Source organism: Pseudolabrys taiwanensis (assembly GCF_003367395.1).
GTDB classification, from domain to species: domain Bacteria; phylum Pseudomonadota; class Alphaproteobacteria; order Rhizobiales; family Xanthobacteraceae; genus Pseudolabrys; species Pseudolabrys taiwanensis.
On the sequence record NZ_CP031417.1, the window covers coordinates 4,057,009 to 4,081,138 of the forward strand.

Sequence of the window (24,130 nt, forward strand, 5' to 3'; positions counted from 1 at the left end):
TGGATTGCCGGGTCAAGCCCGGCAATGACAGCGGATAGGTTATAGGTTAGCGACAGCAGATCACGTCAGCGGCACGCTGCCGACATGATCCTTGAAGCCTTGGCGCGATGAGATCGATGCGAACCAGCGGTCGAGGTTCGGCATCGGCGGGCGGTCCTTGATCAGGTTCACGAAGCGATAGCAGACGCAGCCGACCGGGATGTCGCCATAGGAGAAGGCATCGCCCGCGACGTAAGGCGACTTGCCGAGACGCTCGTCGAGCATGGCCATCGCCTCGATGGTCTTCTTCGTCTGCGTCTCGATCACGGCGTGGTCGCGTTTTTCCGGCGGCGTGCGGATGAGGCCCCAGAACACCGGCGTGATGGCCGGATTGGCGACCGAGAGCTGCCAGTCCATCCACTGGCTGGCGAGCGCGCGCGCTCTCAGGTCTTTCGGTTCGAGCGCACCGGCCTTGTCGTGCTTGGCGGCAAGATAACGCACGATCGAATTCGACTCCCACAGGATGAAGCCGTCGTCTTCTTCCAGCGTCGGCACCAGCGCGTTGGGGTTCATCGACAGATAAGGCGCTTCCTTGGTCTTGCCGAAGGCGCCGCCGACATCGAGCCGCGTATGCTCGAGCTTGAGCTCGCCGATGGTCCACATGACCTTCTGCACGTTGATCGAATTGTTGCGGCCCCAGATCTTGAGCATTGATGCGTTCTCCCTGGACTGTCATGCCCGCGAAAGCGGGCATCCAGTACTCTCTGCTTGCTTTGGTTTTAGACGACGGTGGTTACTGGATCGCCCGCTTTGGCGGGCGATGACACGAGCATACGAGGTTACTCCAACCGCCGCGCTTCTTCCGGCAGCATGATCGGTATGCCGTCGCGGATCGGATAAGCGAGCTTGGCCTTGCGCGAGATCAGCTCCTGCTTCTCGGCGTCGTATTCGAGCGGGCCCTTGGTCAGCGGACAGACCAGGATTTCGAGGAGCTTGGGATCGACGCTGCCGGCGGGGCGGTCGGGGATGGCGAGGTTTGACATGAGGTCTCCCGGCGGGTGTTGCCGCAGTTATAGCACGGCGTGCCGCCAATGCATTGTCGTCCCGGGCGCGCGCTCTTGCGCGAGGCCCGGGACCCATACGCCGCAGCATCTCGATAGGACACGGCGTATGGGTCCCCGCCTTCGCGGCGACGATGTGAGCCGTTACTGCAACTGCGGCTCGCCTTCGGTGTTCTTTTTGGCGAGTTCGATCTCGGTGATGGCGACGAGGATCTCGGCGCGCGTCTTCAGGTCGGGCGCTTCCAGCAGCGCCTGCTTCTCCGCCGTGCCGTAAGGCGACATCATCGACAGCGCGTTGACCAGCGCCTCGTTCGGCGCCTTCTCGATACCGTCCCAGTCTGCCTTCAGGTCGTTGGCCGACAGGAAAGCGCGCAACGCCCCAAGCAACGCCTCGCGGTCGACCTTGTCTTCGCCCTTGCGGGCGACGAAGTCGTCGGCAAAGGGCGCGAAGGTGACGCGGCATTGGCGGTAGAGCGTCGCGACATGGAGTTCTTCGACGATCCGAAAGCGAGCGACGCCGGTGAGCTCGATGAGGTAGCGGCCGTCACCGCTCTCGGCGAGCTGGGTGATGCGCCCGACGCAACCGACCGCGTAGAGCGCCGGCTTGTCGGTGGAGCCCGCCTGCGCCGGATCGGGCTGGATCATGCCGATGAGGCGGTGGCCGTCGCGCAGCGCGTCGTCGATCATCGCGAGATAGCGCGGCTCGAAAATGTTGAGCGGCATCTGCCCGCGCGGCAATAGCAGCGCGCCCGGCAGCGGAAACACCGGGATCACTTCGGGCATCTCGATCGGCCCGCGATACTGGGCGTTCATGGGCATGATGTTTTCACCCACCTCGCCGCCGTCGTCCTGAGGTGCGAGCGCAGCGAGCCTCGAAGGACGATTGGGCAGCTCATTGGCCGTTCATCCTTCGAGGGCCGCTGCGCGGCCACCTCAGGATGACGGGTTAAGGTCAAGCAAACAAAATCGACGACAGCCGCTTGCGGCCTTCGACCGCGGCGGGATCGGCAAAACCCCAAGCTTCGAAGAATTGCACGAGCTGCTTGCGCGCGCCGTCATCGTTCCATTTGCGGTCGCGCTTGATGATCTCGAGCAGATGATTGGCCGCTTCCGCGCGCTCGCCTTTGGCGTTGAGCGCGACAGCGAGATCGAAGCGCGCCTGGTGATCGGACGGATCGGCGAGCACCTTGGCCTCGAGCTCGGCGAACGGACCGAGCGATTGCGCCTGCTCGGCGACTTCGAGCGCGGCGCGGGCCGCGGCGACGGACGCCTCGCTGCGCTTGGCCTCCGGCACCATCGCCAAGGTCTGCTTGGCCTGCTCGAGCGCGCCAGTCTCGACATAGCAGCGCGCGAGGCCGGCGAGCGCGTGGACGTTGTTGCTGTCCTCGGCCAGAAGTTGCGCATAGATATCGGCCGCCGCGGCGGGATTGCCCTCGACCAGCGCGGCGTCGGCAGCCTTCAGCAAGTCCGCCTCTTCGTTGCCGATCTTGCCTTTGGTCAGCCGCTCCAGGAACTGGACCACCTGGCTCTCTGGCAGGGCGCCCATGAAGCCGTCGGCCGGCTGGCCGTTGACGAAGGCGATGACGGCGGGGATCGACTGGATGCCCATCTGGCCCGGGATGGCCGGATGCTCGTCGATGTTCATCTTGGTGAGCTTGACCTTGCCCTTGGCGGCCTTGACCGCCTTTTCGAGCACGGGGGTAAGCTGCTTGCAGGGACCGCACCAGGGCGCCCAGAAGTCGACCAGCACCGGCTGGCGCCGCGACTCCTCGATTACGTCCTTCATGAAGCTCTGCGTGGTGATGTCTTTCACCACGTCGGCTGCCGCCGCGGTCGTCCCGCCGTTCTCCAACATCGTCCCTCGCCCTGACGGCCGTCCCGGCCGGATTTCGTAAGTTCCAATGCCGGATTAGATGGTCATCCGGCAAGCGAATGCAATCGGCTACTCTGCCTCGGCGGCCACGCCCGAGACCCGCTCGATACGGGGCTCATGACCGGTAGACCGCAAGAATTTGATTAAATCCGCGCGGCCGATCGTGGTGGTCATGGTGTTGTCGAGCGGATGATAGTTGAGCAATTCGTGCTCCATCATGGCGGCGTCCAGCACCACGGTGACACGGCCCTCGGTGTCGTTGATGGCGCCGAAAGGCGTGACCGAGCCGGGCGCAACGCCCCACACCTCCCGCAGCAGATCGGCCGAGCCGAAGGAAAAGCGGCCGGTGGCGACGAGCAGACGATGTAGCCCTTTGAGGTCGATCAATGCGTCCTCCAGCGCAACCACGAGATAAAGGCTGGACTTCTTGTCGCGCAGGAACAGGTTCTTGGTGTGGCCGCCGGGGACGCTCCCGCGCAGGCTCCGGGCCTCCTCGACCGTGAACAGCGGCGGGTGCTTGACCGTGGTATGCGTAATGGCCAGCGAATCGAGGGCGGCGAACAGGTCGGCGGGGGTCTTCGGCATCAATTTTTCGGGTGTGCTCGCAAGAATTCGGCAAGGACCGGTGTTCTACCTAGCATCCCGCCACCGGGAGGTAACCATGCGCAAAATATTGCTGATCGCGGGCACGTTCGTGACCGCCATGCTGTTCAATCTGCATCCGGCGCCGGCCGCGGCCTCTGGGGCGGCGCCCTGGTGCGCCGTGATCACGCTCGGCAACGACGATGCCTACTGGGACTGCCAATATTCGTCCTTCGAGGCCTGCCGGCCGAACGTGCTGGCCGGGAATCGCGGCTTCTGCAATATCAATCCAGCCTGGAACCCGCCGGAAGCGGCGCCCCACAAGGTCCGGCGGCACCGGGCCCGGCACAGCTGACGTTAATCGTGTCAAACGGTTGCAAGGGGCGCGGCGAATGGCTATAGGAGCGCCCTGGCAGCCGCCCCCGGCGACGGGCAACGGCAAATCACTACCGGATGCGGGTGTAGCTCAGGGGTAGAGCACGACCTTGCCAAGGTCGGGGTCGAGGGTTCGAATCCCTTCGCCCGCTCCAATTTGGCTCACGATCCTAAGATCGTGCTGCCGCGAACTCTCATATTTCCCTTTTGATCCAAAGCGGCATCGCCAGTGCGAACCGGCTCCTCTGCCGTGCCGGATCGGCCTCAACCGCCGTTGCCTGTCTCGGCGCTTGCTGGCCTGGGCTGAGCAGATGCCCTGCCGGCTCGGCGCGGCAGACGCATGGCAGCGGCGCATAAAACGAGATGGAAACCGCAGAGCAGAACGAAGGCGGCGCCATACGCCGTCGAAACCGGCGCCGTTGCCGATGCGGTCAGACGCCAGCCGAGGAATGTCGCGCATATCGTCGTCAGTGTCGGCCCACCCATGCGCATGACGATGTTGAGCGTGGTGGTCGCCATCGGCAGGTTTTCGCGTTTGACCGAAACGTAGGCTGCCGAGATAGACGGAATGCCGATGCAGCTTAGGCCCATCCCGCGCACGAACAACGCGCCGGCGATGAGGGTGTGAGCAGGGCCGTGGCCGGACAAATAGATGAACGGCAAGGTGCCCGCCAGCGACGTCAGCGCGCCGCCGACCGACACGAGGCGGTTGCCCAGCCGCTCCACGAGCGATCCCACGAGAGGGTAGCTGATCATCATGCCAAGACCTTGCGCGGCGAGCAGCAAGCCCGTTCCACCCGGCGAGAGATCCGCCACGCGCATCAGGAACGCCGGGACGAGCATCTGACCTGCGAAGGAAACGCCTTGCGACAAGAACGTCGCCCCGACCGCGGCGGAAAAGAACCTGTCTTTGAACAGACGCAGATCGACGATCGCCTCGTCCTTTCTTTTTCTCGCCCACCACAAGAAGACGCCGAACAGCAGCGCCGAAAGTGTGAGAGCGGCAAGACCGGCCGGTGCCGCTAAGCGTTCCGATCCGAAAAGAAAAAGCACGATGCTGGGCGACAGCAAGCCGAGGCCGATCAGGTCGAGGCGGCGTGGCCTCCTCTCGTGCCGGTCCTGCGGCAAAAACAAAGCGGCGAGTGTGAAGGCGAGTGCGCCGAACGGCAGGTTGACCAGAAACAGCCAGCGCCAGGACGCAAAGTGCAACAACGCGCCCGCGATTGTCGGTCCCAGAAGCGGCGCAAGCAGAACGGGCATCGCGGCGAAGCTGAGCACGCGAGTCATTCTATCTTTGGCGGCGCGGACCACGAGCAACTGCGCCATCGGCGCCAGCAAGCCGCCGCTCACACCTTGCAGGATACGAAAGCCGATTAACGAATTCGCGGACCAGGCGAGGCCGCAGAGCGCGGACGTGAGCGTGAATGCCGCAAAGCTCCAGAGATACACAGCTTTGAGGCCGATGCGGTCGACGAGCCAGCCGCTCAACGGCAAAGTCAGCGCAAGCGCGAGCAGATAGCCGCTCGTCACCCACTGGATGTTCGACAGGGTCGTGTGCAGTTCGAGTGCAAGGCTCGAAAGCGAGACGTTGACGATCGTCGCGTCCATCTGGGCAAGAAATGCCCCGAGTATGGCGACGGACGAAATTTTCCAGAGGTGTGGCGCGGTTTGTGCGGCTTCGCGCTGCTCCTCGCCGTTTTCGGTCACTCGTTCACTCAGGGGAATTGCCCCCATGGAAGCGACCGAAGTGACGCGCGGCGAACAAGCCCAGCAAAAGAAAGCCCAGCCCTAACGTCGCCGCATCGACGGTCGAGCGCAGGCTGAAATCGCCGACGCGGCAGATCAGGAGATAAGCGACGGCGAGATTGAGAAAGCCCCACGCCACGTTGACCGTCGACGATGAAAGCCCTTCTCCGGGCGGCTTGGCGAAAGGGCTTTGAAACGGGCGGCCCATCGACCCGCTGGCGATGTGGGGAATTGCGTTGGACAGGAAGGCGCCGCCGAAAAAATACGACAAGAGATGCATCCAATTCATGCTTCACCTTCCGTTGCGTTCGATTAGAAGTCGGCAAGCCTGCTGAGCAGTTTGACCGCGTCGGCAAGTTGCTCGTGCTCGCGGGCCGAAAGCTGCTGCTGCAGCGCCCGCACCAGCCAGTCCTCTCGCGCCGCGCGGCCGCTCTTGACGCGCTTCACAAAGGCGGGCGTGAAATTGATGATGGTCTGCCGGCCATCCTGAGGGTCGGGCTTCCCCGCCACCGCGCCCGCCGCTTCGAGCGCGGCAACGGTCATCCGCATCGATTGCGGGCGCACGCCTTCGGCGCGGGCCAGCATCGAAACCGTCGCGGGGCCGTCACGTTCCAGCCGCTGAAGCACGGACTTTTGCGCATGCGTGAAATCGCCCGCGTGCCCTAGCTCTCGCAGCCGGCGCAGGAGCTTGCCGACGACGACCCGCAACTCGCCTGCGAGAGCGGTGAGTTCCGGGGAGTAGGGAGGTTGATGCGCCTTGCTCATGATCGAACATCTATACAGAATAACTGTACAGTTAAACTGTATACTGGCCCCCGTCAAGAACCGGGGTGCCGGCCGATGGCCCGAAGCCGGGCCGGCCGGGCCGGCGCTATTCCTTGCTGCTCAAGCTGCTCATCCGGCGGGGCGGGCCTCGACGGCGTCAGCGGTGCTGCGCGGCCGATCGAGACGCAGGCTCACGAGCGCGATGACGAGGCCGGCCGCGGTCACGGCGGCGGCCACCAGCGGCAAAGCCGTGAGGCCGAAACCCGCATCGATGGTGACGCCGCCCATCCAGGCCCCCAACGCATTGCCGAGATTGAACGCGGCGATGTTGAGGCTCGATGCCAATGTCTGTCCGGTCGGGCCGGCCTTCTCCAAGACGCGCAGCTGCAGCGGTGCGACCGTCGCGAACGACGCGGCGCCGATCACCGTCAGCACCACGATGCTCAGGACCTTGGACGGCATCGCCGGCGCGAACAGGACCAGCACCAGCGCAAGACCGGCGAGCGTGCCGATCAACGCGCGCGGCAGACCACGGTCGGCGAAGCGGCCACCAGCGATGTTGCCGATGCCGAGACCGACGCCGAACACCAGCAGGATCGGCGACACGGCCGCTTCCGAAAAGCCGGTGACGCGGGTGAGGACCGGCTGGATGTAAGTGAAGACCGTGAACAGGCCGGCGAAGCCGAGCGTCGTCATCAACAGGCCGAGTTGCACCTGCGGCTGTACGACCACTTTGAGCTCGTCGCGGAGCGGCGCGACCGCGTCATTGGCGCCGACCTTGTTCGGCACCAGCAGCGCCAGCACGACAAAGGCGAGCACGCCAACGCCGGCGATGGCCCAGAACGCGGCGCGCCAGCCGAACTGCAAACCGAACCACGCGCCGAACGGTACGCCGAGCAAGGTCGCGACGGTCAGGCCGACGAACATGGTGGCGATGGCGGAGGCGCGCTTGTTCTCCGCGACGAGGCCGGTGGCGACCACCGAGCCGACGCCGAAGAAGGTGCCATGCGCGAGCGAGGTCAAAACGCGCGCGGCCATCAGCAGCGCGTAGTTCGGCGCCAGTGCGCAGGCGGCGTTGCCGAGCGTGAAGATCGCCATCAGCGTCAACAGCACGGCTTTGCGCGGCATGCGGCGCGTGGCCACCGTCAGGATCGGCGCGCCGACGAAGACGCCCAGGGCGTAGCCGGAAATGAGCAGGCCCGCCGTGGGTACCGACACATGCATGTCGCCGGCGACCTGCAGCAGGAGTCCCATGATGAGGAATTCGGTGGTGCCGATGCCGAAGGCACCGGCGGTGAGGGCATAAACGGCGAGGGGCACGGCACGGGCTCCATGAGCGGAATGGGAACCGGGGAGAGATAGCCGTGTGGCCGATTTGGGACTAGAATGGCTCCCGGACAATCACTTATGACTTTAAGTCATCATGGCGCCGCGCGAGACCAACCGGATCGCTGAAATGGAGGTGTTCGTCCGGGTCGTCGACCTCGGCGGCTTCACCACGGCCGCACGGCAGCTCCGCCTGACGCCCTCGGCGGTAAGCAAGCTGATGTCGCGGCTCGAAGCGCGCCTTGCTACGCGCCTGGTCAACCGCTCGACCCGCCGCCTGCAGCTCACCCCGGAGGGCGAAGCGTTCTACGGCCGAGCGGTGCGCATTCTCGCCGATCTCGACGAGGCTGAGCGCGAGGCGGCGACCGGCGCGCATCCGCGCGGCCATCTCAGGGTCAACAGCAACCTGCCGTGGGGCACGCGCTACGTGATGCCGCTGGTGCCGCGGTTCCTGGCGCAGAATCCCGAGATCACGCTCGATCTCGTTTTCACCGACACCGTCATCGACTTGCTGCAGGAACGCGCCGACGTCGCCATCCGCGTCGGGCCGCTGCGCGACTCCAGCCTGATGGCGCGCAAGCTCGGCTCCAGCCGCATGGTGGTGTGTGCGACGCCCGACTATCTCGCGCTGCGCGGCACGCCGGCATCGCTCGACGATCTCGCCGATCATGCCGGCATCGGCTGGACCTTCTCCCGCGTCCTCAGCGGCTGGCCGTTTCGAACCGCGCATGGCGTCGAAACCATGGTGCCGCCGCCGGTGGCGCGCGCGGGCGATGGCGAGACCGCGCGCTCGCTCGCGCTCGGCGGCATCGGCCTGGCGCGGCTCGCTTTGTTCCATGTCGCACCGGATATCGAGGCGGGCCGTTTGGTGCCTGTGCTCGAAGACTTCAATCCGGGCGACCGCGAGGACATCCACGCCGTCTATCTCGGTCAGCGCGGGCCGCTGCCGGCGCGCGTTCGCGCCTTCATCGATTTCCTGAGCGAGAACATTCAGGCCGACGATCCCGCCATCGAGCGGACGGCAACCGGCACGTGGCGGGTGCGGCGGGACGGATGACCGTTCGCACCGCGTGCGGTAACGTCATCTGTCGGTGATGCGATACGCTTCAGTGGGAGCCGCGATGTATTCCGCCACGATCGGCCAGCGGCGCTATAGCTTTCCCGATCTCAAGACGCTGCTCGCCAAGGCGACGCCGTTGCGCAGCGGCGATCGGCTTGCCGGCCTCGCCGCCGAAACGGGCGAGGAGCGCGTCGCGGCGCAGTTCGCGCTCGCCGATCTGCCGCTGACGCGCTTTCTCGACGAGGCGGTGGTGCCTTATGAGAGCGACGAGGTCACGCGGCTCATCATCGACACGCACGATCGCGCCGCCTTCGCGACGATCGCCGCGTTGACCGTTGGCGGGTTCCGCGACTGGCTGCTGTCCGATGAGGCGACCACGGACAGGCTCGCCGCGCTCGCGCCTGGCGTGACGCCGGAAATGGCGGCGGCGGTGAGCAAGATCAGCCGGCTGCAGGATCTGATGGTGATGGCGGCGAAGTGCTCGGTCGTCACACGCTTCCGCAACACCATCGGTCTGCCCGGCTGCCTGTCCGTGCGGCTGCAGCCGAACCATCCGACCGACGATGCGCGCGGCATTGCCGCCAGCATTCTCGACGGTTTGTTGTTGGGCGCGGGCGATGCCGTGATCGGCATCAATCCGGCAACCGACAGTCCAGAGCGGGCGCATGCCTTGGTGTCGATGCTCGACGACATCATCGGCAAGCTCGATATTCCGACGCAGTCCTGCGTGCTGGCCCATATCACCACGACGTTGGCGCTGATCGAGCGTGGCACGCCGGTCGATCTGGTGTTCCAATCGATCGCCGGCACGGAGGCCGCCAATAAGAGCTTCGGTATCGATCTGTCGCTGCTGCGCGAGGGCCGCGAGGCGGCATTGGCACTCAAGCGCGGCACCGTCGGCGACAATGTGATGTATTTCGAGACGGGGCAGGGCAGCGCCTTGTCGGCGAACGCGCATCACGGCGTCGATCAGCAGACCTTGGAGGCGCGCGCCTACGCGGTCGCGCGGGCGTTCAAGCCGCTGCTGGTCAATACGGTGGTCGGTTTCATCGGGCCCGAATACCTGTTCGACGGCAAGCAGATCACGCGCGCCGGGCTCGAGGATCACTTCTGCGGCAAGCTGCTCGGCGTGCCGATGGGCGTCGACGTCTGCTACACCAATCACGCCGAGGCCGATCAGGACGATGCCGACGCGCTGCTGGCTTTGCTCTCGGCGGCCGGCGTCACCTTCGTCATGGGCGTGCCGGGCGCCGACGACATCATGCTCAACTATCAAAGCACGTCGTTTCACGATGCGCTGGCGATGCGCGATCTGTTGGGCAAGAAGCCGGCGCCGGAATTTGCGCGTTGGCTGGCTCGGCAGGGATTGCTTGACGATGCGGCGCGCATCCGGCCGCAGGCGCTGCCGGCGCAATTCAAGGCCCTGTTGCCGGCATGAGCGACGACGTCACGCAACCTAACGCCTGGGCGGAGCTGCGGCGCCTCACCGCCGCGCGCATCGGGCTTGCCCGCAGCGGCGCCTCGCTGTCGACGGCGCCGCTGCTGCAGTTCGCGCTCGCGCATGCGCAGGCGCGCGATGCCGTGCATGAGGCGCTCGACGAGGACAAACTCGCGGCCGATCTCGATGCGTTGGACTTGCCGGTGCTCAAGATCGCGAGCGCGGTCACGGATCGCGCGCAGTATCTGATGCGGCCGGATCTCGGACGGCAGCTTGGGCAAGGCGCCGACTCCGTGTTGGCGCCGCATCGCGGCCCTTACGATGTGGCTGTCGTTGTTGCCGACGGGCTGTCGGCGCGCGCGGTGCAGGCACACGCGGCGCCGGTGTTGCACAATATTCTCGGCGCATTGCGGCGGCAGGATTGGCGCGTCGCGCCGCTTGTCATCGCGCGTCACGGCCGCGTTGCCATTGGCGACGCAATTGCTGCGCGGCTCAAAGCGGACGCGGTGATCGTGTTGATCGGCGAGCGGCCCGGCCTGTCATCGCCGGACAGCATGGGCGCCTATCTCACGTGGCAGCCGCAGCCGGCCACGACCGACGCGGATCGCAACTGCATCTCCAATATCCGTCCCGACGGCATCGGCTATGCCGACGCGGCCTTCAAGATCGTCGCGCTGCTGCAGGCGATGCGCGTCAGGCGGCTCTCCGGCGTCCAACTCAAGGACGAGAGCGACCGCCTGATGCTGGAGCAGTAGCCGGCTCGGGCGGCTGAGCCACGCTCCGATCATTCCCGCGCAAGCGGGAATCCAGCGCAGAGTTTATAGTCAGCGCTGGTCCCCGCCTTCGCGGGGACGAACGGGTAGTAGGAGCCCCTAGCGCCTATGGTTGGTTTCCACCCAGGCGGCGAAGGCTGTGATGATGGTGCTGAGGAACTTGCGGGTGTTGTCGTCCGCGGGATCGCCCGACGCATCGAGCAGCTTGTTGACGCCGCCGATATAGGCTTCCGGCTGCTGCATGGTCGGCACGTTGAGGAAGACGAGCGACTGCCGTAGGTGATGGTTGGCGCCAAAGCCGCCGATCGCACCGGGCGACGCGCTGACCACGGCGCCCGGTTTGCCGTCCCAGATGCTCTGGCCATAGGGGCGAGAGCCGACGTCCAGCGCGTTCTTGAGCACGGCGGGGACCGAGCGGTTGTATTCCGGGGTCACGAACAGGAACGCATCGGCCGTCTTCATGCGCTGGCGGAACGCAGTCCAGGCTTCGGGCGGCTGACCTCCTTCATCGAGGTCCTGGTTATAGAACGGCAGCGCGCCGATTTCGACAATCTCGCCTTTGAGCGACGCAGGCGCGCTCTTGATCAAGGCATTGGCGATCTTTCGATTGAACGATTCCTTGCGCAGGCTGCCCACCAGAACCGCGACGTTGTAAGCCATCACACACCTCTTTCCTTCTGTTGCGAAACGATGCGGCGCATCGCTTCCGACGCTCTCTTGCTCAGCCGCTATTTGGCCGCGGCCTGCTGGCGCAAGGCGATGATCTGCATCAGCAGCCCGTCGCGCCAGCGCTGCAATTCGTCGATCGACCGTCCGCCCGCTTCCTGATCAATGCCGTCAATCAGGCGCTGTTGCAGTTCGGGCGTCATATTCGGCGTGCCGAGATCGGCCCACCAGCTCTCCACGGCCGGCAGCAGGTGCTTGAGAAACTGGGTCATGCCGCCTTCGCCGCCACCGAGATGGAAGGTCAGATGCGGCCCCATCAAAGCCCAGCGCAGGCCCGGTCCTTCGGAAATTGCTGCGTCGACATCGGCGACCGAGGCGACGCCTTGTTCGACGAGATAGATCGCCTCGCGCCAGAGCGCCGCTTGCAGTCTGTTCGACACGTGGCCCGGCACTTCCTTGCGGATCTCGATCGGGCTTTTGCCGATGGCACGGTAGAAGGCGATGGCGCGGTCGATCGCGGCGCGGCTCGCCTTGGCGCCGCCGACCACTTCGACCAGCGGAATGAGATGCGGCGGGTTGAACGGATGGCCGATCAGGCATCGCTCGGGATAGCGGCAACCTTCGGAAATGCGGCTGGCGAGCAGGCCGGATGAACTCGACGCGATCACCACCTCGGGCGGCAGTACGGCATCGATCCGCGGCAACAGCTTCTGTTTCACGTCGTAGCGTTCCGGCGCGTTCTCCTGGACGAAGTCGGCGCCAGCGACCGCTGCGACTGGATCCGCCTCGAAACGCCAGCCGTTCATATCGATATCGGCCCGCGCACCCAGCGCCGTCAGCACCGGCCAAGCTTCGGCGATGCGCGTGCGGATGGCCTCCGCTGCGCCCGGTGCGGGATCGCTGACGACCACCTCAAGACCATGCGCGAGGAAATAAGCCGCCCAGCTCGCCCCGATGGTGCCGCCACCGATGACGGCAACGCGGCGTACACCCGCGTTTGACGACGCAGCATTCATGACGCCAATCCTTTGTCCGATTTCAAGTCGAGCAGAATTTGGCGCCGCGTGCGAGCCGCGGCCTTGACGCTAGTCAAGCGCAGACCGGTCCACTCTTTCAAGGGCCGGCACAGCGCCTGCGGCAGCATCAGTATCCCGCCGCCAGGGCGCCGCGCGTGCGTGGATCGGCCGCGCCGACGATGCCCTGCGGCGTCACGGCGATGGAGTTGGCGGACGATGCCGGTCGTGTCGGTGTGATGATATACCCGCGCTGCCTCAACGCATCGAGCACGGATGGCGCAAAGCCCGGTTCGACGAACACGTCTTCGGGCTGCCATTGCTGGTGCAGGCGCGGCGCCGACACCGCTTCCGCGATCGGCATGTGGAAGTCGATGACATTGGTGATCACCTGCAACACGGTGGTGATGATGCGGCTGCCGCCGGGCGAGCCGGTGATGAGCACGGGCTTGCCGTCCTTGAGGACGATGGTCGGCGACATCGACGACAGCGGCCGCTTGTTCGGACCCGGCAGATTGGCGGTGTAGCCGACGAGGCCGAAGGCGTTGCTGGCGCCGGGCTTGGCGGTGAAATCGTCGAGCTCGTTGTTGAGCAAGACGCCGGTCCCATCGGCAACGAGGCCGAGGCCGTAGGAGAAGTTGAGCGTGTAGGTGTTCGATACGGCATTGCCGTCGCGGTCGATGACGGAGAAATGCGTCGTGTTGCGGCCTTCGTAATCCGCGGGCTTGCCGGCGCGGATGCTGGCCGACGGCGTGGCGCGGTCGGTGATGCTGCCGCGCAGGCTCGCGGCATAGGATTTGGAAATGAGGCCGGCGATCGGCATCTTCACCGCGTCGGGATCGCCCATGAATGCGGCCCGGTCGGCGTAAGCGCGTTTCATCGCCTCGATCATCAGATGCAGCGACTCGGCTCCGCGGCCGAGCTTGCCGAGATCGTAGCCTTCGAGAATGTTGAGCATCTCGATGAGATGCACGCCTCCCGAGGAGGGCGGCGGCATCGACACGATGTCGTAGCCGCGATAGGTGCCGCGCACGACCGGGCGTTCGATGGCGTGATAATTTGCGAGGTCGGCGGCGGTCATCACGCCGCCGGCGCGATTCACTGCGTCGGCGATGCGCTGGGCGATGTGATCCTGATAGAACGCGCGCGGGCCGTCCTTGGCGATGGCGCTTAACGTGTCGGCAAGATCGGTCTGAATCAGACGGTCGCCTTCGCCCAAAGGCTGCTCGCCGATGAAGAAGATGCTCTTGGTCGACGGCCAGCGCGCCAGGCGCTCGCGCACGATCGGCAGGGAATCGGCGGTGTCGTCTTCGACCGGAAATCCGTCTTGCGCGAGGCGCAGCGCCGGCTCGATCAGGTCGGCGAGGCTGAGCTTGCCGGAGCCGTATTTCTCATGCGCGAGTGCGAGCCCCGCGACCGTGCCCGGCACGCCGACGGCGAGGCCGGAATCGCGGGACTTCTTCGGATCGGGATTGCCTTGCGCATCGAGGAACATGCTTTCGGTCGCGGCCGCGGGCGCGGTCTCACGATAATCGATGGCGATGTCTTTGTTGTCCTTGTTGCGCTCGGATTTGGCGAGATGGATCACCATGAAGCCGCCGCCACCGAGATTGCCGGCGCGCGGATAAGTGACGGCAAGCGCGAAGCCGACCGCGACCGCCGCGTCGACCGCATTGCCGCCGCGGTCGAGAATTTCGACGCCGATGCGAGCGGCGCGGCTCTCCTGCGCCACCACCATGCCGCTGTGGGCAAGAATCCCTTGCGCCGGCGGGATGGTGCGCAACGTGGCGTCGAGCTGCGGCGTCGACTGCGCGTAGGCGCCTGCGCTGAAGAGCAGCGCGAGACAGACGGAAACGATAAATTTCATCGGTCATCCCCGCGAAAGCGGGGATCCAGTACCCAGTGCACTATCGAAAGGGCACGGGGTACTGGATCCCGGCTCGCGCTCGCTACTGCTCGCTTGGCCGGGATGACGGTCATCCTACTTACCTCGCCTGCCCGTGATACTGCTCGTTCGGCCGCATGTCGGTGGCCGAGGCGACGCGGTTCGACATGTTGAAGAAACCGGTGATCGCCGCGATGTCCCAGATGTCGCGATCGCTGAAACCGGCGCGGCGCAGCGCCTCGCGATCGACGTCCTCGACGCTCCAGGGCTCGGCTGTCAGTTTAACGGCGAAATCGAGCATGGCACGCTGCCGCTTCGGCAGGCGCGCGGCGCGATAGTTCATGACCATCTGCTCGCCGAGCAGCGGATTGCCGGCATATTGGCGCACTGCGGCGCCATGCGCCGTGAGGCAGTAGTAGCAACGGTTCTGCGACGACACCGCCACCGCGATCATCTCGCGCTCGAGCTTGGTGAGGCCGCTCGGCCCCAACATCAAGTCGTTGTACATCGCGACGAAGGCCTCGAGCTTCACCGTGTCGAAGGCGTAAGCCACAAGCACATTCGGCACGAAGCCGAGCTTGTCCTGGCATTTCTGGAAGTAAGCGGTCATCGCCGGCGACAATTTCGCGGCGCCGAGGTCGAGGGCAATCACCGGTTGATCGTCCTTCACGGCCGCCAGCGCAACGGTCTTGGCCGGCTTGTCCGGGCGCACCAGCGCCGCCTTTGCCGCGACTGGTCTGGCCGCCTTGCCGCCCTTGATGGCGCGCAACTGCGGCTTGTCCTTGGCCTTGCCCATGGCAGTTCCCTCGGCTGGTTTCGCGCGGCGGAGCCTACATCGTTCCGGCGGGGTGCGAAACGCGTTCGAGCGGCGTTTTCGGCTTGCAGATCAGAAACTTCGATACTGCGCCGTGCACTTGTCGCAATGCGGTCACCAAAAGGTGGGTTGCTCTCGACGGTCCGGCCGGGAAGGTGAAAACTCGCCTTCGGCAGCGACCGATTCTCTCAATTCAAGAGCGTGAGGCCCTATGTCCCAAGAATTGTCCGGCAACGAAGTAGAAGGGCTGGCACGCAGCCTCATCGGGCAGGCGGACACGGCGCTCGCCGCCGCGCGCGAAGACGTGCCGCGTGACTTCGCCGCGCAGCTTTTCGGTCGCACCGTGCCGGAAGATATCGTGCATTACGGCGCCGCCGATCTCGCGCGGCTCGCCGAACGCGCGTGGGACTTTCTCGCCGAACGCGCGCCGAATACGCCGAAGATCCGTTGCGCGACCGTGCCGCTGACCGACTCGGCCGAGCGCAAGGCGATCACCGTCGTCGAGGTGGTCAACGACGACATGCCGTTCCTGGTCGACTCGGTGATGGGCGAACTCGGCGAACGTCGTTTGCCGGTGCGGCTGGTGGCGCATCCGGTGTTCGACGTGATGCGCGACGACGGCAAGCTCGCCGCGTTCGGCCGCTCGGATGCCGATACCCGCGAGAGCTTCATTCATATTCATATCGAGACCGTCGCCGATGACAGCCTGTGCGCCGCGCTCGTCGCCGCGCTGACGACGGTGCTCGGTGAAGTGCGGCTCGCCGTCACCGACTGGCGGTCGATGCGCGCGCGGGTGCAGAACATCGTCACCGAGCTGAAGGGCAATCCGCCGCCGCTGCCGGTGGACGAGATCGCCGAGGCCATCCAGTTCCTGCAATGGCTGCTCGACGACAACTTCACCTTCCTCGGCCTGCGCGACTACACCTTCGACGGCAAGGCGCTGGAGCCGGATCATGACTCCGCGCTCGGCGTCATGCGTTCGCGCGACCTGCCCGTGCTCAAGCGCGGCGATGAGACACTGGAAATCACGCCGGAGATCATGGCGTTCCTGAAGGAGCCGCGGCCGCTGATCATCGCCAAGGCTAACATCCAGGCGCGGGTGCACCGGCGCGTCTATCTCGACTATATCGGTGTCAAACGCTTCGATGCCGGCGGCCGGCTGATCGGCGAGCACCGCATCCTCGGCCTGTTCACGTCCACGGCCTATACGCGCACCGCGCGCAGCATTCCGTATCTGCGGCGCAAGATCGCGGCGGTCGAGCAGCGCGCCGGCTTCTCGGCGGCCGGCCATTCCGGCAAGGCGCTTGCCAATGTGCTCGAGCACTATCCGCGCGATGAGCTGTTTCAACTCGACGAAGACACGCTCTACCGCTTCGCGCTCGCCGTTCTGCAGCTCGACGAGCATCCGCGCGTGCGCGTCCTTGCGCGCCGCGACCGCTTCGATCGCTTCGTGTCGGTGCTGGTCTATGTGCCGCGCGAGCGCTACGACAGCGACACCCGCATCCGGATCGGCGACTATCTCGCGCGCATGTTCAATGGGCGGGTCACCGCCTATTATCCCTTCTTCCCGGAAGGGCCGCTGGTGCGCGTGCATTTCATCATCGGCCGCGCGGGCGGCGCTGCCGTGGACGTGCCGCGCGCCAAGCTCGAAAGCGACGTTGCCGAGATCGTGCGCACCTGGAGCGATGCGCTGAACGAGGCGCTCGCGCTCGCCAATCCGCCGTCGCGGGCGCATGCGTTGTATACGCGTTACCGCGAGGCGTTCTCCGGCGGCTTTCAGGAAGCCTATCCGGCGACGGTCGCGGCCGGCGATGTCCGCACCATCGAGGGCCTTTCCGAGCAACGGCCGCTCGGCGTCGATTTCCATCATCGGCTCGAGGAAGAACCGCAGACGGTCGGCCTCAAGGTGTGGAGCTATGCCCGGCCGCTGCCGCTGTCGGAGCGCGTGCCCGTGCTGGAGAACATGGGCTTCAGGGTGGTGGACGAACGCACGTATCACATCGCGCCGGACGGCAGCGAAGGCGTCTGGTTCCACGACATGCTGCTCGAACGGCACGACGGCGGCGTGATCGATCTCAGCGACTCCGGCGCGCGGCTCGAAACGTCGTTCCTGATGGTGATGCGTGGCCTCGCCGAGAGCGACGGCTACAACGCGCTGACCTTGTTCGGTGGCATGGCCTGGCGCGACGTCGCCTTGATCCGCGCGCTGTCGCGCTTTCTGCGGCAGATCAGGATCGCCTATTCGCAAGATTACATGTGGGCGACCTTGGTGAAGCACGCCGGCATTGCCGCCGATGTGGTGGAGCTGTTCCATGCGCGTTTCGATCCCCGCGCGGAGGCCGAGCGCGTGCGCGAAGAGAAGCAAAAGGACATTGGCGCACGTATCGAAGAGGCGCTGCAGAAGGTCGACAGCCTCGACGAGGACCGCATCCTGCGCCACTTCGTCAACGCGGTGGACTCGGCGATCCGCACCAATTTCTATCAGACCGACGCCGACGGTCAGCCGAAGGCGCAGATCGCCGTCAAGTTCGAGAGCCGCAAGCTCATCGACGTGCCGCTGCCGCGGCCGCTCTACGAAATCTTCGTCTATTCGCCGCGGGTCGAGGGCGTGCACTTGCGCTTCGGCAAGGTGGCGCGCGGCGGCATCCGCTGGTCGGACCGCCCGCAGGACTTCCGCACCGAGGTGCTCGGTCTCGTCAAGGCGCAGCAGGTCAAGAACGCGGTCATCGTGCCGGTCGGCGCCAAAGGCGGCTTCGTGCCGAAGCTGATGCCGAAGAGCCCGACGCGCGACCAGTTCATGGCCGAGGGCATCGCCACCTACAAGCTGTTCATCAACTCGCTGCTCGACATCACCGACAATATCGAAGCGGACGGCAAGATCATCCCGCCGGTCAATGTCGTGCGGCACGAGGGTGACGATCCTTACCTCGTCGTTGCCGCCGACAAGGGCACGGCGACTTTCTCCGATATCGCCAACGGCCTGTCGCTCGAGCACGACTACTGGCTGGGCGATGCTTTCGCCTCCGGCGGTTCGGCCGGCTATGACCATAAGGTGATGGGCATCACCGCGCGCGGCGCCTGGGAATCGGTGAAGCGCCACTTCCGCGAGATGGACGTCAACATCCATCAGACGCCGTTCACCGTCGTGGGCGTCGGTGACATGTCGGGCGACGTGTTCGGCAACGGCATGTTGCGCGAAGACACCATCAAACTGGTGGCCGCGTTCGATCACCGCGACATCTTCATCGATCCGGATCCCGATCCGAAAAAGGCCTTCGCCGAGCGCAAGCGTCTGTTCGATCTGCCGCGCTCGAGCTGGCAGGACTACGACAAGAGTCTGATCTCCAACGGCGGCGGTGTCTATTCGCGGTCGTCGAAGGAAATCAAGCTCGGCGCCGAGGCGCAGAAGCTGCTCGGCCTCGGCGCGAGCGTGACGCCGCAGGACCTGATGAAGGCGATCCTGAAGGCGGAGGTCGACCTGCTGTTCTTCGGCGGCATCGGCACCTATGTGCGTGCGTCGAACGAGAGCGACGAGCAGGTCGGCGACCGCGCCAACGATCCGATCCGTATCGCCGGCGGCGACCTGCGCTGCAAGGTGGTGGGCGAAGGTGCCAATCTCGGCATGACGCAGCGCGGCCGTATCGAGGCGGCCATGGCCGGCATTCGTCTCAACACCGACGCGATCGACAATTCGGCGGGCGTGAACACCTCCGACGTCGAGGTCAACATCAAGATCGCGCTCAGCGCGCCGGTGCGCGCCGGCACCTTGACGCTGGAAGACCGCAATGCGCTCCTCGTCGAAATGACCGACGAAGTGGCGCGGCTCGTCCTGCGCAACAACTATCAGCAGACGCTGGCGCTGTCCTTGGCGCAGCGGCGCGGCATGGAGGACTTCGGCTTCCAGCAGCGTCTAATGCAGATCCTGGAGACGCGCGGCGAACTTGATCGTGCGGTCGAGTATCTGCCGGACGAACTGGCGCTCGCCGAACGGCGCAAGCGCAACGCGGCGCTGACGCGACCGGAGCTGTCGGTGCTGCTCGCTTACGCCAAGCTCTCGCTTTACAGCGAATTGCTCGACTCCAACGTGCCGGACGATCCTTATCTCGGCCGCGAGCTCAACCGTTATTTCCCCAAGGAGATGTCCGAGCGCTTCGAGGATGCCTTGCACGGCCACCGGCTGCGGCGCGAGATCATCGCCACGCAGCTGACCAACTCGATGATCAATCGCGGCGGCGCCACGTTGATCGTCCGTATCGCCGATCAGACCGGGGCGTCATCGGCGTCGATCGCGGCGGCCTTCGCGGCGGTGCGCAACAGCTATGGCCTGATCGAGCTGAACTCGGAGATCGATACGCTCGACAACAAGGTGTCGGGCAAGACGCAGCTCGCGCTTTATGCCGCCGTGCAGGACTTGCTGCTCGACCGGCTGGTCTGGTTCCTGCGCAATGTCGATCTGCATAAGGGGCTCGATGCCATCGTTGCGCACTACCGCGAAGGCATTGCCGCTGTGTCCGGCGCGCTCGATACCGCTTTGTCTAAAAGCGCGCGTGCGGCGCGCGACGCCAAGGTTGCCGAGCTGATCGAGCAACGTGTGCCGGAGGCATTGGCGCAGCGTATCGCCAATCTGCCGGCGCTTAAGCCGGCGCCCGACATCGTGCAGGTCGCCGACCGTGCCAAGAAGCCGCTCGCTGAGGTCACCGCGACGTATTTTGCGACGGAAGCGTTCTTCCAACTCGACCGTGTTGCCGGCGCGGTGCCGGGCATCGTCGTGGCGGATTATTTCGATCGCCTCGCGCTCGACCGTGCGCTCGACTCCATCGGCGATGCCGAGCGGCGTCTGACGGCGGCGATGGTCGGCAACGGTCACGCCGGTGCCGGCGCGGTGGAGGAATGGATCAAGCCGCGTCACGCGGAAGTGGAGCGTATCCGTAGTGCGATCCACGAGATCGCGGGCTCGGGGCTCACCTTGTCGAAGCTCTCGGTGGCGGCGAGTTTGCTGGGCGATTTGGCGAGGGAGTAGCAGCTCTTGCCGCCTCTCCACACGGTCATTGCCGGCCTTGACCCGGCAATCCATGAGGCCGTGCCGCTAGCATAGCAGTACGTAACGCTCTCACGCGCGGACACTCATCATGGATGCCCGGGTCGAGCCCGGGCATGACATTATGCTTGGGGCGCGGGCGAAGCGTGCGCGTGGCTCCGCGCAGCTAATGCTTAAAATGCCGCGTCCCGGTGAACACCATGGCGATGCCGTGGTCGTCGGCGGCTTTGATCACCTCGGCGTCGCGCATCGAGCCGCCGGGTTGGATCACCGCGGTGGCGCCGGCTTCGATGGCGACCAGCAGGCCATCGGCGAACGGGAAGAACGCGTCGGAAGCGACCACCGAGCCCTTGGTGAGCGGTGCCGACAGCTTCAGGTCGCGCGCGGCATCCTCGGCCTTGCGGGCCGCGATGCGCGCGGAATCGACGCGGCTCATCTGACCGGCGCCGATGCCGACGGTGGCAAGGTCGCGCGCGTAGACGATGGTGTTCGACTTCACGTGCTTGGCGACGCGGAAGGCGAAGCGCAGATCGGCCAGCTCCGCGGCGGTCGGCGCCCGCTGGGTCACGGTCTTCAGCGTCATGTCGTCGACGACGGCGTTGTCGCGCGATTGCACCAACAGGCCGCCGGCAACCGATTTCACGGTCAGCCCCTTGGCGCGCGGATCGGGCAAACCACCGGCGAGCAACAGCCGCAGGTTCTTCTTGGCGGCGACGATGGCGATCGCTTCGTCGGTGGCGTCGGGTGCGATGATCACCTCGGTGAAGATCTCGGTGATGGCTTTCGCTGCCTCCGCATCGAGCGTGCGGTTGAGCGCGACGATGCCGCCGAAAGCCGAAGTCGAGTCGCAGGCCAGCGCTTTTACATAGGCGTCCGAGAGAGTGTCGCCCTCCGCGACCCCGCACGGGTTGGCGTGCTTGACGATGACGCAGGCCGCGGTGCGCGCCGGATCGAACTCGGCGATGCACTCGTAAGCCGCGTCGGTGTCGTTGATGTTGTTGTAGGACAGCTCTTTGCCCTGCACTTGCCGCGCCGAGGCAACACCGAAACGTTCGCCGGGCGACTTGTAGAACGCCGCCGTCTGGTGCGGATTTTCGCCGTAACGCAGCGGCTGAATGAGCTTGCCGCCGAAGGCGCGGTAATCGGGCGCGTCGTCTTGCAGCGTTTCGGCAAACCAGTTGGAGATCGCGGCGTCGTAAGCCGCGGTGCGCGCGTAAGCTTTCGCCGCGAGCTTCTTGCGCAGCTCCAGCGACAGCATGCCGCTATGTTCGGCGAGCTCCGCCAGCACCTTGGCGTAATCGGTGGTGTCGACCACCACGGCGACGTCGTGATGGTTCTTGGCGGCGGCGCGGATCATCGCCGGCCCGCCGATGTCGATGTTCTCGATGCAGTCGTCGTAGCCGGCGCCCTTCGCTACGGTCTCCTCGAACGGATAGAGGTTCACCACCAGCAGATCGATCGGCTTGATGTGGTGCGCTTCCATCGACGCCGCGTGCTCCTTGTTGCCGCGGATGGCGAGCAGGCCGCCATGCACCTTCGGGTGCAACGTCTTGACGCGGCCGTCCATCATCTCGGGAAAGCCGGTGAGCTCGGCGACGTCGATGACGCGCAGGCCGGCGTCCTTCAGGGCCTTGGCGGTGCCGCCGGTCGAGACGAGCTCGACGCCGTAGCTGGCGAGCTGGCGGGCGAAGTCGAGGAGGCCCGCTTTGTCGGATACCGACAGGAGGGCACGGGTGATGCGGCGCGGATGAGTGATCATGCGCAGGCTGCTAGCACAAGAAGCGGGGCGATGGGTATGCGGGCGTTTAAGGGCATCCGGCGGGTCCACAAGCGCGGCGTCATCGCCCACGAAAGCGGGCGATCCAGTACCGCCGGCATCTCAATGTCGACCGGATCTCCCGCCTTCGGGGGGCATGGCAGCGGCGCGTGAGGACCGCCTATAGCGGCAATTCCGGCTCGTCGGCGCGCTCGATGCGGCCGCCCGAGGGGGCCGGCGGGGTGTGGCGGAAGCTCCAGCGCACCGTCGGCTCGCTGCGGGCATGGCCGTAGATCACGATCTGCACGGTGCGGCGCGGACCGTCGGTGCCGGCGAGGTAGACGCTCTCCTCGAGCTGCACCGATTCCGCCATGGTGGCGAAGGTCCACACTTCCTTGTCCGGCAGCAGCAGGATGACGCCGCGGCCGTCGGACAGGCGGTTGGCCTTGACCGCCGGGTGCAAATGGAAGCGCACGGCATATTCGTCGCCGACATTGACCGACAACGCGCGGCCGTCGGGTGGCGCGAAGCTGTCCTCGCCGTCGAGCAAGCGGCCGTCCTGGCTCAGCCGGATGGTGCGTGTGTGCACGATGCCGAAGTCGTCGACATAGCCGTCATGCGAGGCGCGCAGCAGCGTGCCCTCGGCGTTCTCGTCGCGCTCGCTGCGCACGTCGCGCGGCCCGGCGACGATCGGCGTGCCCGATAGCAGCTTGCGGGCCGTGCCGGATTCGAGGAAGCGGCACGACGATTTGTCGTTGAGCGTGCCGGTGGAATGCGCCGCGGTCTGCCGCGCCACCTGCCGCCAGTTCTCTTTGTTCACCGCCGGCAGGCCGCAATTGATGACCAGTCGCTGCTGCTTCCACGACAATTCGAACGACAGGCAGCCGGCATGCGCCTCCTGGCTGACGCCGACCGGCGGCGGCCGGCCGGTGTCCATCAACATCACCGTGTTGTTGGCGTCGATGCGGTGGAAGGCGGAATGCGGCGCGTAGGACAACGGCGCGCCGCGCGTGTCGTCATAGGCGAGCACGGTGGCGAGCAGATCGACGGGCGTCGGCCCCATGCCGTTGAACTGACCGAAGTTGCCGTCCGGATGCCGGAAGAAGCGCAGCATCGGCATCATGCGGTCGATGGCGTTGTTGAGTGCCTGCGGCGGCTGCAGATTGCGCGCCGAGAACAACTGCCGCAGCGGCAGCAGATCGGCGAGGAGTTCGATCAACGCGCCGGGATTGCGGCTGATGTGGCCGCCGTCCGGCAGGATCTGCATGCGCAGTTCATCGATCAACCGGCGCGCATGGCCGCGCAAGCCGCCCGACTGGCCTTGAATGCACAGCGCCGCATAATTGAGTGCGATGATCGCCTGCAGGCGCGGCAGGCCGTCGCGTGTTTCCTTCAGCGTGCGGCGCAGATAACGCACCTGGCGCGACAGCGAACGGATGAAGCGGCGATAGAAGCGCGGATCGGCGTCCTGCAACACGAAGGGCGCTTGGCTGAGCCAGCAGATGACGCGCCGCGACAGGATATCGAGTCGCCAGCCGACCGGATGCCAGCCGCCTTGTTGATTGATCCAGTCGTCGATCAACGCGCGCGCATTGGCGCGGGTGATCGCCGAATCGGCGGCGCGCAAATGGCGCAGCCACGCAAAGCTGAGCAGCACGACCGCCCATTCATCCGACGGCGGCGTCATCTCGAAAGGCGAACGGCGATCGCAGATCACCACCTTGCCGGCGAAGGCGAAGCGTCCGGAATAGATTTCGGCGGCGCGCGTCGCATCGGCAGTGCGCAAATCTTGCGGCGCGATCACCAGCCGGTCGGTCTTGGTCGAGCCGAAGCGCCAGCGCAGCAACGGGTGGGCATTGACGCGGCCGAGAAGGCTGCGGAATGCGCGGCGCCCGATGAGCGCGGAGAGCCTGGCTCTTTCCGCGACCGTTATTGCGACCATTAAGTTGTCCGTCCCCTGCGCGGGGGCCTGATTCGCCC

Annotated in this window: 20 protein-coding genes and 1 tRNA gene; 6 read left to right on the forward strand and 15 right to left on the reverse strand. The window is 65.6% G+C overall.

Annotation, left to right across the window (positions count from 1 at the left end):
* Positions 1-60: 60 nt before the first annotated feature.
* The 5 genes from DW352_RS19245 to DW352_RS19265 all read right to left on the reverse strand — a co-directional run bounded on the left by DW352_RS19245 (position 61) and on the right by DW352_RS19265 (position 3,498).
* Positions 61-690: a glutathione S-transferase family protein gene (locus DW352_RS19245; RefSeq protein WP_115692845.1), complete on the reverse strand. Its 630-nt coding sequence runs from the start codon at positions 688-690 to the stop codon at positions 61-63.
* Between the two features lie 128 nt (positions 691-818).
* The gene (locus DW352_RS19250) at positions 819-1,022 is read right to left on the reverse strand and encodes a Trm112 family protein (RefSeq protein WP_115692846.1); all 204 of its coding nucleotides are present in this window, start codon (positions 1,020-1,022) and stop codon (positions 819-821) included.
* Positions 1,023-1,184: 162 nt separating this feature from the next.
* Positions 1,185-1,859: an LON peptidase substrate-binding domain-containing protein gene (locus DW352_RS19255; RefSeq protein WP_115692847.1), complete on the reverse strand. Its 675-nt coding sequence runs from the start codon at positions 1,857-1,859 to the stop codon at positions 1,185-1,187.
* Between the two features lie 133 nt (positions 1,860-1,992).
* Positions 1,993-2,895 carry a thioredoxin gene (gene trxA / locus DW352_RS19260; RefSeq protein ID WP_115692848.1) on the reverse strand — a complete coding sequence of 301 codons (903 nt, stop codon included), beginning with the start codon at positions 2,893-2,895 and terminating at the stop codon, positions 1,993-1,995.
* Between the two features lie 87 nt (positions 2,896-2,982).
* The gene (locus DW352_RS19265) at positions 2,983-3,498 is read right to left on the reverse strand and encodes a prolyl-tRNA synthetase associated domain-containing protein (RefSeq protein WP_115692849.1); all 516 of its coding nucleotides are present in this window, start codon (positions 3,496-3,498) and stop codon (positions 2,983-2,985) included.
* A 76-nt stretch (positions 3,499-3,574) separates the two neighbouring features.
* Here DW352_RS19265 and DW352_RS19270 point away from each other — a divergent pair, with 76 nt between their 5' ends.
* Positions 3,575-3,850, forward strand: coding sequence for a DUF3551 domain-containing protein (locus DW352_RS19270; RefSeq protein ID WP_162827065.1), 276 nt, complete (start codon positions 3,575-3,577; stop codon positions 3,848-3,850).
* A 100-nt stretch (positions 3,851-3,950) separates the two neighbouring features.
* A tRNA-Gly gene (locus DW352_RS19275) sits at positions 3,951-4,025 on the forward strand.
* Positions 4,026-4,134: 109 nt separating this feature from the next.
* Here the strand turns inward: DW352_RS19275 and DW352_RS19280 are convergent.
* From DW352_RS19280 to DW352_RS19295, 4 genes are all read right to left on the reverse strand, one after another.
* A complete protein-coding gene (locus DW352_RS19280) occupies positions 4,135-5,577 on the reverse strand; it encodes a DHA2 family efflux MFS transporter permease subunit (RefSeq protein ID WP_210209861.1) in 1,443 nt (480 codons plus the stop codon).
* Between the two features lie 4 nt (positions 5,578-5,581).
* On the reverse strand, positions 5,582-5,905 hold the full coding sequence (locus tag DW352_RS19285) for a hypothetical protein (RefSeq protein WP_115692852.1): 324 nt from the start codon (positions 5,903-5,905) through the stop codon (positions 5,582-5,584).
* 23 nt (positions 5,906-5,928) lie between these two features.
* The gene (locus DW352_RS19290) at positions 5,929-6,381 is read right to left on the reverse strand and encodes a MarR family winged helix-turn-helix transcriptional regulator (RefSeq protein ID WP_115692853.1); all 453 of its coding nucleotides are present in this window, start codon (positions 6,379-6,381) and stop codon (positions 5,929-5,931) included.
* 129 nt (positions 6,382-6,510) lie between these two features.
* Positions 6,511-7,701, reverse strand: a complete 1,191-nt coding sequence (locus DW352_RS19295) for an MFS transporter (RefSeq protein ID WP_115692854.1) — start codon at positions 7,699-7,701, stop codon at positions 6,511-6,513.
* Positions 7,702-7,804: 103 nt separating this feature from the next.
* Here DW352_RS19295 and DW352_RS19300 point away from each other — a divergent pair, with 103 nt between their 5' ends.
* The 3 genes from DW352_RS19300 to eutC all read left to right on the forward strand — a co-directional run bounded on the left by DW352_RS19300 (position 7,805) and on the right by eutC (position 10,960).
* The gene (locus DW352_RS19300; RefSeq protein WP_115692855.1) at positions 7,805-8,764 is read left to right on the forward strand and encodes a LysR family transcriptional regulator; all 960 of its coding nucleotides are present in this window, start codon (positions 7,805-7,807) and stop codon (positions 8,762-8,764) included.
* A gap of 64 nt (positions 8,765-8,828) precedes the next feature.
* Positions 8,829-10,205, forward strand: coding sequence for an ethanolamine ammonia-lyase subunit EutB (locus DW352_RS19305; RefSeq protein WP_115692856.1), 1,377 nt, complete (start codon positions 8,829-8,831; stop codon positions 10,203-10,205).
* Entirely contained in the window at positions 10,202-10,960 is a 759-nt protein-coding gene (gene eutC, locus DW352_RS19310; protein WP_115692857.1) for an ethanolamine ammonia-lyase subunit EutC, read from the forward strand. Before DW352_RS19305 ends, eutC begins: the two co-directional genes overlap by 4 nt.
* A gap of 117 nt (positions 10,961-11,077) precedes the next feature.
* Here eutC and DW352_RS19315 read toward each other — a convergent pair whose 3' ends face one another.
* The 4 genes from DW352_RS19315 to DW352_RS19330 all read right to left on the reverse strand — a co-directional run bounded on the left by DW352_RS19315 (position 11,078) and on the right by DW352_RS19330 (position 15,152).
* Positions 11,078-11,638 (reverse strand): NADPH-dependent FMN reductase, encoded by a 561-nt coding sequence (locus DW352_RS19315; RefSeq protein WP_115692858.1) that lies wholly within the window; start codon positions 11,636-11,638, stop codon positions 11,078-11,080.
* A gap of 68 nt (positions 11,639-11,706) precedes the next feature.
* On the reverse strand, positions 11,707-12,660 hold the full coding sequence (locus DW352_RS19320; RefSeq protein ID WP_115692859.1) for a 3-hydroxyacyl-CoA dehydrogenase NAD-binding domain-containing protein: 954 nt from the start codon (positions 12,658-12,660) through the stop codon (positions 11,707-11,709).
* Between the two features lie 127 nt (positions 12,661-12,787).
* Positions 12,788-14,524: a gamma-glutamyltransferase gene (ggt, locus tag DW352_RS19325; protein WP_115692860.1), complete on the reverse strand. Its 1,737-nt coding sequence runs from the start codon at positions 14,522-14,524 to the stop codon at positions 12,788-12,790.
* Between the two features lie 118 nt (positions 14,525-14,642).
* Positions 14,643-15,152, reverse strand: a complete 510-nt coding sequence (locus DW352_RS19330; RefSeq protein ID WP_245434497.1) for a peroxidase-related enzyme — start codon at positions 15,150-15,152, stop codon at positions 14,643-14,645.
* Between the two features lie 415 nt (positions 15,153-15,567).
* Here DW352_RS19330 and DW352_RS19335 point away from each other — a divergent pair, with 415 nt between their 5' ends.
* The gene (locus DW352_RS19335; RefSeq protein WP_115692862.1) at positions 15,568-20,376 is read left to right on the forward strand and encodes an NAD-glutamate dehydrogenase; all 4,809 of its coding nucleotides are present in this window, start codon (positions 15,568-15,570) and stop codon (positions 20,374-20,376) included.
* Between the two features lie 184 nt (positions 20,377-20,560).
* Here the strand turns inward: DW352_RS19335 and purH are convergent, their stop codons facing one another.
* Together purH and DW352_RS19345 are read right to left on the reverse strand one after the other, a co-directional pair.
* Entirely contained in the window at positions 20,561-22,153 is a 1,593-nt protein-coding gene (gene purH, locus DW352_RS19340) for a bifunctional phosphoribosylaminoimidazolecarboxamide formyltransferase/IMP cyclohydrolase (protein ID WP_115692863.1), read from the reverse strand.
* Between the two features lie 178 nt (positions 22,154-22,331).
* Positions 22,332-24,083, reverse strand: a complete 1,752-nt coding sequence (locus tag DW352_RS19345; protein WP_425374668.1) for a heparinase II/III family protein — start codon at positions 24,081-24,083, stop codon at positions 22,332-22,334.
* Positions 24,084-24,130: the final 47 nt, after the last annotated feature.

Bases quoted from the DNA above. Each gene is read 5' to 3' on its own strand.
- DW352_RS19300 (WP_115692855.1), top strand. From the start codon at position 7,805: ATGGCGCCGCGCGAGACCAACCGGATCGCTGAAATGGAGGTGTTCGTC.
- eutC (WP_115692857.1), top strand. From the start codon at position 10,202: ATGAGCGACGACGTCACGCAACCTAACGCCTGGGCGGAGCTGCGGCGC.
- DW352_RS19255 (WP_115692847.1), bottom strand. From the start codon at position 1,859: ATGCCCATGAACGCCCAGTATCGCGGGCCGATCGAGATGCCCGAAGTG.
- DW352_RS19330 (WP_245434497.1), bottom strand. From the start codon at position 15,152: ATGACCGCTTACTTCCAGAAATGCCAGGACAAGCTCGGCTTCGTGCCG.
- DW352_RS19335 (WP_115692862.1), top strand. From the start codon at position 15,568: ATGTCCCAAGAATTGTCCGGCAACGAAGTAGAAGGGCTGGCACGCAGC.
- DW352_RS19250 (WP_115692846.1), bottom strand. From the start codon at position 1,022: ATGTCAAACCTCGCCATCCCCGACCGCCCCGCCGGCAGCGTCGATCCC.
- DW352_RS19270 (WP_162827065.1), top strand. From the start codon at position 3,575: ATGCGCAAAATATTGCTGATCGCGGGCACGTTCGTGACCGCCATGCTG.
- DW352_RS19320 (WP_115692859.1), bottom strand. From the start codon at position 12,660: ATGAATGCTGCGTCGTCAAACGCGGGTGTACGCCGCGTTGCCGTCATC.
- DW352_RS19305 (WP_115692856.1), top strand. From the start codon at position 8,829: ATGTATTCCGCCACGATCGGCCAGCGGCGCTATAGCTTTCCCGATCTC.
- trxA (WP_115692848.1), bottom strand. From the start codon at position 2,895: ATGTTGGAGAACGGCGGGACGACCGCGGCGGCAGCCGACGTGGTGAAA.
- DW352_RS19265 (WP_115692849.1), bottom strand. From the start codon at position 3,498: ATGCCGAAGACCCCCGCCGACCTGTTCGCCGCCCTCGATTCGCTGGCC.
- DW352_RS19285 (WP_115692852.1), bottom strand. From the start codon at position 5,905: ATGAATTGGATGCATCTCTTGTCGTATTTTTTCGGCGGCGCCTTCCTG.
- DW352_RS19290 (WP_115692853.1), bottom strand. From the start codon at position 6,381: ATGAGCAAGGCGCATCAACCTCCCTACTCCCCGGAACTCACCGCTCTC.
- DW352_RS19315 (WP_115692858.1), bottom strand. From the start codon at position 11,638: ATGGCTTACAACGTCGCGGTTCTGGTGGGCAGCCTGCGCAAGGAATCG.
- ggt (WP_115692860.1), bottom strand. From the start codon at position 14,524: ATGAAATTTATCGTTTCCGTCTGTCTCGCGCTGCTCTTCAGCGCAGGC.
- DW352_RS19245 (WP_115692845.1), bottom strand. From the start codon at position 690: ATGCTCAAGATCTGGGGCCGCAACAATTCGATCAACGTGCAGAAGGTC.
- purH (WP_115692863.1), bottom strand. From the start codon at position 22,153: ATGATCACTCATCCGCGCCGCATCACCCGTGCCCTCCTGTCGGTATCC.